Below are 12,896 nucleotides of genomic sequence, written 5' to 3' on the forward strand. Positions count from 1 at the left end.
CAATTAAAATTATTTTAAAACAATTACCGCACTTGCAAAAAAATGTGCAATTCAATTCCTTCATACCATCGACGCCCGTCATCATGACACTTTCGCTTGACCATTCACGTTTGTATAAGAATTTTTTTCGTTGTATCTCCAGTCAATACTGTGCCACATCTCAAGGCACAAGCGACCTATTTAGACGTTGAATTAAGAGAAATCTCTTACACGAAGCAGCCCCCATTTTCCTCGTTCTAAATAAAATCAGAGACCGCATCCAAGGTCTCTGACTCAATTTTTATAATTTTAATCATAAATAGTAAAACATGTAGCATCCCAACGTCACGAATCACGTCATACGCTCACGTAGAACACCAAAATTCATACGTTCTTGTTTGAAACGCCATCTACTTCTCGTCTTCAGTCGCAGTGAAGCGAAAAATTTCAGATGGATATAATTTAAAGACTTTACATAATAAATAATCTACAAGCCAACCGACAATCAATGGAATGACGAAAAATACGGCAATCACAATAATTAAATTTGCAAAACCGCTTCCTTCCATCAATTCTAGCGCGTTAATCGGCCCAACTAATCCAACAATACCGAAACCTGCTGATTCTTTTACACCGACAATCCCGAACATCGCACCAATCGCACCCGTAATCGCTGCCGTAATACCAATCGGCAACAGCATAATCGGATGACGAATCACATTAGGAATCATCATTTTCATCCCACCTAACAATATCGCAATAGGCACCCCAATTTTATTAACACGCAATGTCCCAATAAAAAGGACGACAGCTGCCACCGCAACACCAATCGCCGCTGCACCTGCAGCCAAGCCTGAAATACCAATAGCCAATCCGACACCGATTGTGGAAACTGGCGAAATAATAATAAAAGAAAAAAGTACTGCAATAAAAATTCCCATCAAAATCGGTTGTAACGTCGTAAAGGAATTAACTAACGTCCCTAAGGCCAATGTAATTTTACTGACGAATGGCAAAGTCCAAAGACCGATTAACCCCGCACCGCCTCCAACGATGATGGGTAATAAAATCACATTTAAACTCCCCAAACGATTGCCTAATGCTAGAACAATGAGTACGGCAATAGAAGCAGTCAACATCGTATTAATCAAATCTCCAATGCCCACAATTTGCCAGCCTGTTTCACTGACTTTGGTTGCTCCCGAACCGACAAAAGAGGCCGCGCCAACTAATGCGGTCGCCATTGCGTTTAAATTAAATTGTAACGCAATCAAGACCCCTACCATGACAGGTAAAGCAAACTGCACGCCTAGGACGACTTGATTCAACGTTCCAAAAATATCGGCATATTGACTTAAATACTTAAACAAGCCCCCTAAAACAGCGTTAGGAATCAGCCCAGCAATAATGGCGATTGCTAAACCATTTAACACTTTGAACATAAATGTCTTGAAGTTCATTCTTTTCTCTGTTACTTCCATTTCATCTACCACCTAAAAAATATAATTAATGACGACAAATCCTCATCATAAAACGAGATGATTCTAGCCACCATAAGCGAAATGTATTGTCCTCATATTAAAAGGTCCTCATTGCGATCCCTTTGTAATAATGCACGCGACTCGCTCTTAATATCTCGTGATTTGATACATTTGTAGCGTAACCGAACAGCATTCATTTAGCAATACTGTTTTACAAATGTTCACAAATGATAAGTTGGCGTGAATCCATCAGTTGCGAGAAAAAATGGGCGTATAAAACGCTTGTGATTGCATACACATACAGTATTGAACGCACATATATGCAATCCGTAACCGAGATGTTTTTGATGCACGCTACATGATTTGTTGTCTTTAAAACAAAAAAAGGGAGACTGCGCCACTTATCGTCACGCCTGTCTCCCTTTTAATCCATCTTTATTATTTTCGTCCTGCTGAATACTTACTATGCACACGCATCATCGTATCAATGCGTGCTTCTGCTAAATGTTCTGCAGCTTGCAACGGTAAAATCCCTTGCTCTTTCGCAATTGTAAATATTTTATCCATTTGTTCATAGATGCGTTTCACTTGTTTTTCAGCACGTTCACGGTTGTATTGACCATTTAATTCATCTGCGACGTTGATTACACCCCCACTATTGACTACAAAGTCTGGGGCGTATAAAATACCGCGTTCTTTTAACATTTGACCATGCTTTTCATCTTCCAACAATTGATTGTTGGCACTGCCACATATCATGCTGACTTTGAGTTGTGGAATCGTCAAATCATTCAAAATACCGCCGAGTGCACATGGCGCAAAAATATCAGCATCAACGGCATAAATTTCATCAATGGCAACGGCCTCTGCATCGAATTCATTGACTGCACGTTGTACGGCCTCTTCATTAATATCTGTCACAATTAATTTTGCGCCTTCTTCATGTAAAAATCGGCACATATGATAGGCCACATTACCAACACCTTGTACGGCTACTGTTTTACCAGTTAAACGATCTGATCCAAATACTTCTTTCGCCGTACGTTTCATCGCATAATAGACACCTAATGCAGTCATAGGACTTGGGTTTCCACTTGAACCAAATGACTCGCTCACACCTGTCACATAAGGTGTTTCTAAGCGAATTAAATCCATATCCTCTTCTGTTGTTCCCACATCTTCAGCAGTAATATAACGACCGTCTAAACTATGAATGTAACGACCGAGTGCTCTAAAGAATGCTTCAGATTTATCTTTTTTGGGGTCACCGATAACGACTGTTTTGGCACCGCCTAAATTCAAACCGGCTGCCGCATTTTTATATGTCATGCCTTTTGCCAAACGCATCACGTCGACAATGGCATCCGCTTCACTTTCATAATTCCAAAAACGACATCCCCCCAATGCTGGGCCGAGTGTCGTATCATGAATACATATAATTGCCTTTAAACCCGTTGTTTTATCGTGGCAAAATACCAACTGCTCGTAATCGGCTTGTGCCATCTTTTCAAAAATCATTGCCATTCCTCCTCTGTGTTTCACATTTCCCGTAGATGAAACCTTGAATTGATTGAAATCGGACTTGATAAAATGTGCTCGATCTCCCAAGCCCACAATATTCAATATATCATATTTGCTGTATTTTGACCCCTTCAGCAAATGTCAGTATTGAATGTAAGCGGTTTCAACCCTTATAGTATAGCACGACTTATATTTTTTGTATAATCGCATTTTCGAATAGTTATAAAATTTTTTGTTTTGATTGTCGTGAATATTTTTTCTGCAATAAAAATCATCATCACTCACGTCAGCCTCATTGAAATTGAACAAAACATCCTTTTCCTCGACCTCAACAACCCGTACACATCGATCAAAGTGATGATGCCCTTTTTAGTCAATTTCCAATTTTAATTCAGTCATTTCCCTAATGTTTATTTTTTCACATTGTTGTTATAGTGAATTTATTCTATTGCGAAAGGATGACATTGCATGATACAAAGTCAAGACACAGTGGCGAATACTGTCACACATTACCCTAAAACTGCAGATATTTTTCGAAAGTACGGCATTGATTTTTGTTGCGGTGGCGACCAATCTATCGAAAGTGCCGTCCATGCTAACCCACAACTTTCTCTCGATACACTGATGCACGAATTAGAGCAGGCTAGCGTGCAACCCGGCGAAGGGATACAACCGCAATACTTGTCCGTCCCCTCGTTAATTCAATATATACAATCGCGCTATCATGAAACATTAAAATTAGAATTCCAACAATTAACGCCGTATATGACTAAACTGGCACGTGTCCATGGGCCTCAACACCCTCATTTAGTTGAACTCCAATCCGTATATCAACAATTTAAAACCGCCATGTTGACACATACAGATGAAGAAGATCATGAGGCCTTTCCAAAGCTCAAGGCGATCGCAGAAGGGCAACCAGTCCCCCAGGCAGAGACGGTGATTGCGTCATTAATCGATGATCACGACAATGCAGGACAATTGTTGAAAAAGATGCGCGAATTGACGCATCAGTTTCAGCCTCCAGCAGACGCTTGTGGCACATGGCGCCTCGTCTATCAACGTTTAGCCAATTTAGAACAAGAAACGCACGCACATGTACATCTTGAAAATCATATTCTTTTCCCCAAAATAACATCCTTGATTTCACACTATTAAAAAATGAGCATGTTGATGTTCACTTAATATAATGCGCCCTCAATTTGTAGAGATGATGACGTTAAAAAACACGCCACGTTGTCATCTCTTTCCCCTCATGAAGATCATCTAGGTTGGATAGACATGGGTCGCTTCCAGTATCATGCCCTCGGATGAGGCATTTAATGCGTTAATCTTTCATCTTATCCCTCTTTGTCTGATTGAATATCTGATAAAACTGTGCCATCTGTTGTGCCCACTGCGCGATGAGCTTCGGTCCATCTTGCATCGCTTGTTCAAGTGACATGGGTCCTGTCACAATACTATATACGGCATCGATTCCATGACTTTCAACCCGTTCATAGCCGATCCCTAGCGTACCGGCAACTGCGATGACAGGTTTGCCATACGTTTTGGCTACACGCGCCACACCGATAGGCGTTTTCCCGTAAATGGTTTGTCCGTCAATCGCACCTTCTCCTGTAATAACGAGATCCGCCTGCTGAACATGTCGTTCAAACTGTGTCATAGCCATAACAATGTCAATGCCACGTTTCAATCGAACCGGTAAACACGCAAGTAGCCCTGCACCTAATCCTCCCGCTGCCCCAGCGCCTGGAAGATGTGACACTTGACGCTTTAAATCACGTTCAAAGCACTGATTCAGTTGTGTTAACGCCCCTTCTAAACGTTCTTGATCTTGCGCACTCGCCCCTTTTTGCTTACCATATACCGCTGTTGCACCTCGAGGCCCGAGCAAGGGATTATCCACATCACATGCGACATCCAACTGGACATGTTGGAAACGGGCATCCAAGGTGGTATCGTCAATACGGGCCAATTTTATAAGGCCCTCTCCACCACGCGGAATCTCTTCACCGTTAATGTCTAATAATTGTACACCGAGCGCTTGTAGCAAACCGGCACCCCCATCATTCGTTGCACTTCCTCCAATCCCTAAAATAATATGGGACACCCCTTGATCTAAAGCGTCCAACAATAACATACCGACCCCGTAAGTCGTCGTTTGTAATGGATTCCTTTCATTCGGCTTCACAAGATGTAATCCTGCTGCCGCTGCCATTTCAATAATCGCTGTCTTTCCTTGATTCGCGATACTGTACGTCGCACGAATCGGGCGACCGAGTGGATCTAATACTGTCGTTGTTCGCCACTGACCGCCAAGTGCATCATGAAGCGATTGCGTCGTCCCCTCTCCACCATCAGCCATAGGAATTTTATGGCATGTCGTTTCCGCTCCGGTGACACGACGCCATCCTTGTTCAATGGCCTCTGCCGCTTGCATCGCTGTCATCGACTCTTTAAATGCATCTGGTGCGATTAAAATATGCATCATGTTGCCTCCTTGAATACGATTTTATGTTATTTTACACCGCGTTAACTGGCTTTTCAAAACCCAACCCTTTGAGCAATCACAGATGTCTCATATACCAAAGTAAAATCTTCCTACTTATTGCGTATAGGTCTGACGCTGACTCAACAAAAAACAATGCGACATCACCTGACATCACATTGTGTTATTGCGTAAACATAAAACGCTTTAGTATTAGTTATTTAGTTGATTCGATCGGCGACATAGATGCTTCGTGTTAACCACTGACCCGTTTTTTTATCGTAATCGTCACAAGTAATCAACGTCAATTGATCTTTCGCTTTATCCATTTCATTTAAGACTTCTACCTGATCCGGCTTAACATCCTTAATCGAGGTAATTTGATATTTTCGTGTTTCATTGCCCACTTTAAAGGTGACGGTTGCCCCTTTTTTAACCTTGTGCAATTCAGTAAATTGGTAATTAAGCGAATAGTTGGTATGACCGGCAATTGAAATGTTTTGATCTTTTAATGATTCATTTTTTTCAGCAAAACTTACCCCTCGCTCAAGTTGTTGCGGTGTCGCTGGTCCTGGATAAACCGCTTCTTTAATGCCTACGGATGGGACTTCTAATATCCCTACAATTTGCGCAGGGTCTTTAGGGACTTCTGGCGTTTTGTCTTGCTGGGTCGTCCCTTGCGCTTTTTGATTCGCCTCATACTGTTCGATTTTCTTTTCGTTGTCTCGATTCATCATATATGCATCAATTTTAGGTTTAAAGATGAGATATATCCCCCCTAAAATCAATGCCACCCCAATCAATGGGACCATCCAACGTGTTAATTTTTGCATCATCAGACCTCTTTCATGTCACTATCATTTACTTTTTATTATAGCTTTTCGTGCAAAAATTGAAAATAAAAAAGTACAAAGATAGCAAAGTGTGCTGTGAACAACACTTCCCTATCTTGTACTCATGTTGATTTCAATCTTATGACTCGTCTTTAACTAACGGGTGATCCGGCTTAACAAAGAACCATAACACAATCGCAAGAACGACTAACAGTAGCATAGAACGTAATGTTGGAATCCAACCAATCATTTCAGCTAAATATCCTGCAAAAATTGGACTGATAACAGCACCGATATTTCCCCATAGGTTCATCCATCCTGAAACCGTTCCAGAATAGTTACGTCCTAAATCTGTTGCGGAAGCCCAACTCATGACCATCGCTAAACCAATACTACTTAGACAAAGTGACATCCAAACAATGTTTTTCACTAAACTATCTGATGTTACTGCAAAGTTAAGAGAGATACCGAAAATAACAAATCCTACAATCGCGATAATGGCACGTGCTGCAAAACGTGACTTCCCTTTACTCAAAATCTTATCTGAAATAGAACCGCCACTTAAAATAAACACGAACATCACTAACCAAGGAATACCTGCAATTTTACTCATTGTATCTCGATCCACATGGAATTGCTCCATAAGGTATGTTGGATACCAGTACAAAAAGAGTGTAATAACAAATTGAACGACAAAATATTGAATGGCAATCGCATAAAAACTAAAACGTGAGAAAAATGTTCCCCATGGGGGTGTCGATTTAGCCGTTTTCACCACATCTCGATTTTCGACAATGAAATATTTTTCTGCTTCATTGACCATTTTATGATGCTCTGGTAAATCTTTCGCAATAATCGCCCATAAAATCGCGATTAAAAATCCAATGACACCAAAGATGTAAAATACAGCTTGCCAACCGAACGCATTAGAAATAGATACTGTCACGATAGGTGCAAGTACAGGTCCAAAATAAGAACCTGCTAATAGCGCACTTGCAGCACGCCCTTTTTCGTGTTTGCTGAACCAATATGTATTGAATACAGCATTAGATGGAAACATCGGTGATTCCCCTACCCCAAAAAGGAACCGTACGAAAAAGATTAAACCATGGTTTTTGACCATACCTGTAAAAATAGTAAAAGCACTCCACCATACTAAAGCAATACTAATCATTTTTTTAGGTCCATATTTTTCAGCTAAAAACCCTGACGGTACTTGCATCAGCGCATACCCTAATGAGAAAAATGAACCGAGTAAGCCAAATTGTGCTTTTGTAAGGTGTAAATCTTCCATCATCGGTACAGCGATGTAAGAAATATTCGACCGGTCCATATAGGCAATTACCCCGATTAAGAAAAATATCCCTGCAAAAAGCCAACGTACATTTGATCTCTTTTGACTCATAATTTTTGACCCTCTTTCATTTGGTCATCAGATGACCATTGATATAGCTATCTGAATATACCACAGGAAGAAAGCGGTTACAATATAAATTTGACTATTTTTTGAACGTTTTGAGAAAATTCTTTTCACTTTTTTCATACAATAATGGGCTGAAATGGCTTAACAACAATAGTTAGAGACTTCATTAAAAAAATCTTCAAATTAATTTTATTTTTATTTAAAAGAATCACTATATTGGTATCTCATATTCAATATCGGTTTCTATCGACGTCGTTCAGATGATGAACATGACCATTATTTTTTATCACCGTGTAATGTTACATGCCGTCACTTTCTTTACGCTTTTTTTACGCTAAGATAACGATTCATTTTGGTAGTGATTCCTAAACTTATAACACATTAGTGTATTATTGCCTAAATTGTATGTAACATTCGTTTAACTTCTCCAAAATAATATGTTTTAATAGAATGGAAATGGTCAGTCCATGTTCAACTTTAAAAGTACAATAAACATTGAGACATACGACGCTGTGAGATGCATCAATACCTTCTCTCCTCTTCATGAGACCTTATCATTGGGAAGGATGCCTTAAGCCTCGTCCTCATTATCATTTGATGTTGTGTTGGAGAACGACAGATTGTCATATCACACTCCGCCACATGCGTCTACGAATGAACGGCTGTGTCATCACCGGACAGTACGACTTTAAATCCCGTACAAAATTTAAGCAAAGGAGCAATTCACATGTCCTCTCAATCAGAGAAAGAGTTAAAAAGGCAGTATTTAGACTTAATCGCTGAAAAATTTGATTCTGAAGAAAAAGTTGCAACGGAGATTATTCACTTAGAATCGATTTTAGACTTGCCTAAAGGAACGGAACACTTCGTTAGCGACCTTCATGGCGAATATCACGCTTTCCAACACGTCTTACGCAATGGGTCTGGGAATGTGCAAGCAAAAATTCATGATATTTTCCAATCCCGTTTAAGTCACAAAGAAATGAATACATTAATTGCATTAGTGTATTATCCCGAAGAAAAGATTAAACGGATTAAAAATGATTTCAACACGATTGAAGAAAGTCATGTCTGGTATAAAAATACGATTAACCATCTTCTCGAATTGATCAAATATACGTCTTCAAAATATACACGTACAAAATTACGTCATTCTTTAGCACCAGAATATCGATTTATGACAGAAGAGCTACTCTATAAAAGTAATGAATACAATAATAAAAAGGCATATTATGAGACGATGATTCAACAAATCATTCAGCTCCATCAAGCCGACAAATTTATGATTAGCTTGGCACATGCCATTCAAAGACTTGTCGTCGATCACCTACACGTTGTCGGCGATATTTATGACCGTGGCCCTGCTCCTGATAAAATAATGGATACTTTAATTGACTATCACTCTGTCGACATTCAATGGGGGAATCATGACGTCTTATGGATGGGCGCTTATGCTGGATCAAAAGTATGTTTAGCGAACTTACTTCGCATTTGTGCACGTTACGACAATCTCGACATTATAGAAGATGCTTATGGTATCAATTTACGTCCGCTGTTGACATTAGCTGAAAAATATTATGATGATAATCCCGCATTCCGTCCCAAAAAGCATCCTGAAAAAAATCCTTCTGAATCAGAAATACTGCAAATCACTAAAATTCATCAAGCGATTGCAATGATTCAATTTAAATTAGAAGGTCCTATTATTAAACGCCGTCCTGAATTCGAAATGACTGAACGGTTACTACTCGATCGCGTTAATTATCGTGAACGCAGTATAGAAATTAATGGCAAAGTACACCCGATTACAAACACTTGTTTCAAAACCGTTGATCCGCGTCAGCCAACAGCGTTACTTGAAGAAGAAAAAGAAGTCATGGATAAATTATTAATTTCTGTACAAGAATCTGAAAAATTACGCCGGCATGTCGACTTTCTGATGAAAAAAGGAAATCTGTACTTACGTTATAATGGCAATTTACTCATCCATGGATGTATTCCGATTGACGCACAAGGTGAAATGGAAGGCATGACGATTAATGGACGCTTTTTAGCAGGACGTCAACTGATTGATGAATTTGAAAAGCACGTTCGCGAAGCCTATGAGCATCCTGAAGTTCAAGAGGATCTTTCCACAGACCTCATATGGTACTTATGGACCGGCAAATACTCATCACTTTTTGGTAAACGCGCAATGACGACTTTTGAGCGTTATTTCATAGAGGATAAAAGTACGCATAAAGAAGAAAAAAACCCGTATTACCGGTTGCGTGAGAATGAGGACGTCGTCAAAAAAATGCTTCAAGAATTTGATTTAAATCCTGAACAGGGCCGCATTATCAACGGGCACACACCTGTTAAAGAACGTGATGGTGAAAATCCTATTAAAGCGAACGGCAAAATGCTCGTTATTGATGGTGGCTTTTCAAAAGCGTATCAATCAACAACGGGGATTGCAGGATATACGCTATTGTATAACTCATTTGGAATGCAACTCGTTGCACATCAACATTTTAATTCTAAAGAAAATATGTTAGAAACAGGCGAAGATGAACTGTCCATCCGTAGAGTTGTCGACGAGGAACTAGAAAGAAAGTTAATTCGCGATACCAATGAGGGCATCGCGCTGCAAAAAGAAATTGATATGCTTAAAGCGTTACTGTCCTACCGCTACATGAAGTAACGTTCAACGTCCGCCATTTTATTCAATCCATAGTGAGATGCAGCACCTTAATCGTCGATGCATTTCTCAATATCAAACGCTTGATGCCATTGATCCTCATATCCTTTCAACTAGTACCGCCTTACACTCTGTATTGCACTAAAACGCGAGTGTAAGGTGCTTTTTTAGGCTTACACGCGTCTTCCATGAGGGTCACTCTGACTCCATCCCTTAGGAAACGACACTCATCTGCCAATGCGACGACCTCATTTCTCGACCATTGATACGACACTTGCAACACCTATACACATGTAAAATAAAAGTGGTAATGTTTAAAAGAAAGGTGTAAAATTTGAAAGTGTGTTTTTAAATATAATAGAACACGATGAATAAACGTACATCTCTTCCAATTGAAGTGCTTTAATGCACCTGTCAAAACTTTTTAATTAACATTTAATTACAATATGAATAATTGGAAATAAGAATTATTTTACAGTTTAAATATATATGTATTATAATATTGAAAGCGTTTACTTAAGAGATGTCAAAAATGGAGGGTAAAGTGTGGTTAATATCCTAGAAAGTTTAAATGCATTATTGTGGGGCGCACCGAGTCTCATTTTATTAACTGGCACGGGTTTATTTTTAACCGTGATATTAAAAGGCATGCAATTTACGAAATTATTCCATGCGTTCAAGCTGGCATTCGTTCCAAATCAAAAGGAGGCTGAAAGTGAAGGTGACATTAGTAACTTCAAAGCATTAATGACTTCACTTGCCGGCATGATTGGTAACGGAAACATCGCCGGTGTTGCGACAGCTGTCAGTTTAGGAGGTCCAGGTGCCATTTTTTGGATGTGGGTCGTTGGCTTGCTCGGAATGACAACGAAATATGCAGAAGCATTGTTAGCGATGAAATATCGTGTCCAAAATCAAAATGGCGAGTATTCGAGTGGACCCATGTATTACATAGAAAAAGGGCTTGGCCCACGCTTTAAGTTTTTAGCCATCGCCTTTGCCATATTCGGCGCTTTTGCCGCATTAGGGATTGGCAACAGTGTCCAATCGAATACCATTGCCGATGTCATGACCAATAGTTTTAATGTCAACGGCTTTATTACAGGCATTGTGCTCGTACTTCTCATTTCATTAATTATTTTTGGTGGCCTTAAACGGATCAGTAATGTGGCAGGGTTCTTTGTCCCAATGATGGCGATATTTTATATCGGGGCCTCATTGATTATACTGATTATGAATTATGACCAAATCATTCCAGCATTCCGCTTGATATTCCAATATGCGTTTACGCCTGTCTCTGCTGTAGGCGGCTTCTCAGGTATTGTCGTGATGCAAGCAATACAAAATGGTGTATCCAAAGGGATTTTCTCTAACGAAGCCGGCTTAGGAACGGTTGCACTCATTTCTGGTAATGCGAAAGCTGGCCATCCTGCAACGCAAGCCCTTGTAGCGATGACCGGAACTTTTATCGTGACCATTATCGTCTGTACCATGACTGGCCTCGTGTTACTCGTTACAGGATATTGGGATCCAACTGGCGGCTTGCTATCCGGTGTCCAACATGATGCGCATCTTGAAGCGGGCGCACTGACAAGTACCGCTTTCGGTTCGAGTCTCGGTACATTGGGCGAGTATGTCGTGTCACTTTCCGTCATTTTCTTTGGATTTTCTACCATTATCGCGTGGTTCGTTTACGGCGCCAAATGTTTCGAATACTTATTTGGTGTGAAGTTCGTCATGTTCTATGGCGTCATCTATGTCATCGCTACCTTTATTGGAACAGTGGCGAATTTGCAAACCGTTTGGTTATTTGCTGATACCGCAAATGCCCTGATGATGATTCCAAACTTAATTGGTATTTTGTTCTTGTACAAAGTCGTTCAACGCGAAACGGCACACTATTTCGATCCTAGCACGCGACTTTATACAAAATAAATGACGTTACGCGCTACGATTCGTTCGCAAATAACGCTATGATACAATCGAAAGGAAATGATACGATGATACAACGTTTACAAGAGGTCATGCTTTACGTAGAAGACCAAACGAAAGCTAAGCAGTTCTGGACGACACACTTTGATTTCCAAGTTGCAAGTGATGACACCTATCACGAGATGCGTGTGATTACATTAAAACCTACCCAAGATGCACAAACGGCGATCGTGTTGCAAGACAAAGCGAAAGTCGAAGCAATGGGAATGGGTGTCAATACTGGAACCCCTTCTCTGATGTTTGGCACAACTGATATCGATGCACTTTATGAATCGTTACAATCCCAAGGGGTACAAGTAGGTGAAAAAATGACATTGCCAACTGGGACGGTCTTTAACTTTTCAGATGACGAAGGACACTATTTCGCAGTACGACAAATCGAACAATAAGCTTGATGCAAAAAACACTATGCGTCTATCCACCGATGTCATCATAGACAGGTGCATGTCGCATAGTGTTTTTGATAAATTCGATTGATTCCACTCAATTGTGGCGA

At 40.1% G+C, this 12,896-nt stretch carries 9 protein-coding genes; 4 read left to right on the plus strand and 5 right to left on the minus strand.

Annotation, left to right across the window (positions count from 1 at the left end):
• Positions 1-389 precede the first annotated feature (389 nt).
• Positions 390-1,460, minus strand: a complete 1,071-nt coding sequence (locus B5P37_RS04230; RefSeq protein WP_085237056.1) for a PTS sugar transporter subunit IIC — start codon at positions 1,458-1,460, stop codon at positions 390-392.
• A gap of 438 nt (positions 1,461-1,898) precedes the next feature.
• Positions 1,899-2,978, minus strand: coding sequence for a Glu/Leu/Phe/Val family dehydrogenase (locus B5P37_RS04235; protein ID WP_085237057.1), 1,080 nt, complete (start codon positions 2,976-2,978; stop codon positions 1,899-1,901).
• A gap of 471 nt (positions 2,979-3,449) precedes the next feature.
• On the opposite strand from B5P37_RS04235, the gene scdA reads away from it, so the two are divergent.
• Positions 3,450-4,139 (plus strand): iron-sulfur cluster repair di-iron protein ScdA, encoded by a 690-nt coding sequence (gene scdA, locus B5P37_RS04240; RefSeq protein ID WP_085237058.1) that lies wholly within the window; start codon positions 3,450-3,452, stop codon positions 4,137-4,139.
• A 169-nt stretch (positions 4,140-4,308) separates the two neighbouring features.
• Here the strand turns inward: scdA and B5P37_RS04245 are convergent, their stop codons facing one another.
• The 3 genes from B5P37_RS04245 to B5P37_RS04255 all read right to left on the minus strand — a co-directional run bounded on the left by B5P37_RS04245 (position 4,309) and on the right by B5P37_RS04255 (position 7,710).
• Positions 4,309-5,472: a glycerate kinase family protein gene (locus B5P37_RS04245; protein WP_085237059.1), complete on the minus strand. Its 1,164-nt coding sequence runs from the start codon at positions 5,470-5,472 to the stop codon at positions 4,309-4,311.
• 221 nt (positions 5,473-5,693) lie between these two features.
• Positions 5,694-6,305, minus strand: coding sequence for a class A sortase SrtA (srtA, locus tag B5P37_RS04250; RefSeq protein ID WP_085237060.1), 612 nt, complete (start codon positions 6,303-6,305; stop codon positions 5,694-5,696).
• A 139-nt stretch (positions 6,306-6,444) separates the two neighbouring features.
• Entirely contained in the window at positions 6,445-7,710 is a 1,266-nt protein-coding gene (locus B5P37_RS04255; RefSeq protein ID WP_085237061.1) for a pyruvate MFS transporter, read from the minus strand.
• A gap of 745 nt (positions 7,711-8,455) precedes the next feature.
• Here B5P37_RS04255 and B5P37_RS04260 point away from each other — a divergent pair.
• The 3 genes from B5P37_RS04260 to B5P37_RS04270 all read left to right on the plus strand — a co-directional run bounded on the left by B5P37_RS04260 (position 8,456) and on the right by B5P37_RS04270 (position 12,789).
• Positions 8,456-10,411 (plus strand): fructose-1,6-bisphosphatase, encoded by a 1,956-nt coding sequence (locus tag B5P37_RS04260; protein WP_085237062.1) that lies wholly within the window; start codon positions 8,456-8,458, stop codon positions 10,409-10,411.
• Between the two features lie 543 nt (positions 10,412-10,954).
• Positions 10,955-12,343, plus strand: coding sequence for an alanine/glycine:cation symporter family protein (locus tag B5P37_RS04265; RefSeq protein WP_085237063.1), 1,389 nt, complete (start codon positions 10,955-10,957; stop codon positions 12,341-12,343).
• 65 nt (positions 12,344-12,408) lie between these two features.
• The gene (locus B5P37_RS04270; protein ID WP_085237064.1) at positions 12,409-12,789 is read left to right on the plus strand and encodes a VOC family protein; all 381 of its coding nucleotides are present in this window, start codon (positions 12,409-12,411) and stop codon (positions 12,787-12,789) included.
• The last annotated feature ends 107 nt before the right edge of the window (positions 12,790-12,896 follow it).

The sequence above is a fragment of the Staphylococcus lutrae genome, from assembly GCF_002101335.1.
In the GTDB taxonomy this organism is placed as follows: Bacteria; Bacillota; Bacilli; order Staphylococcales; family Staphylococcaceae; genus Staphylococcus; species Staphylococcus lutrae.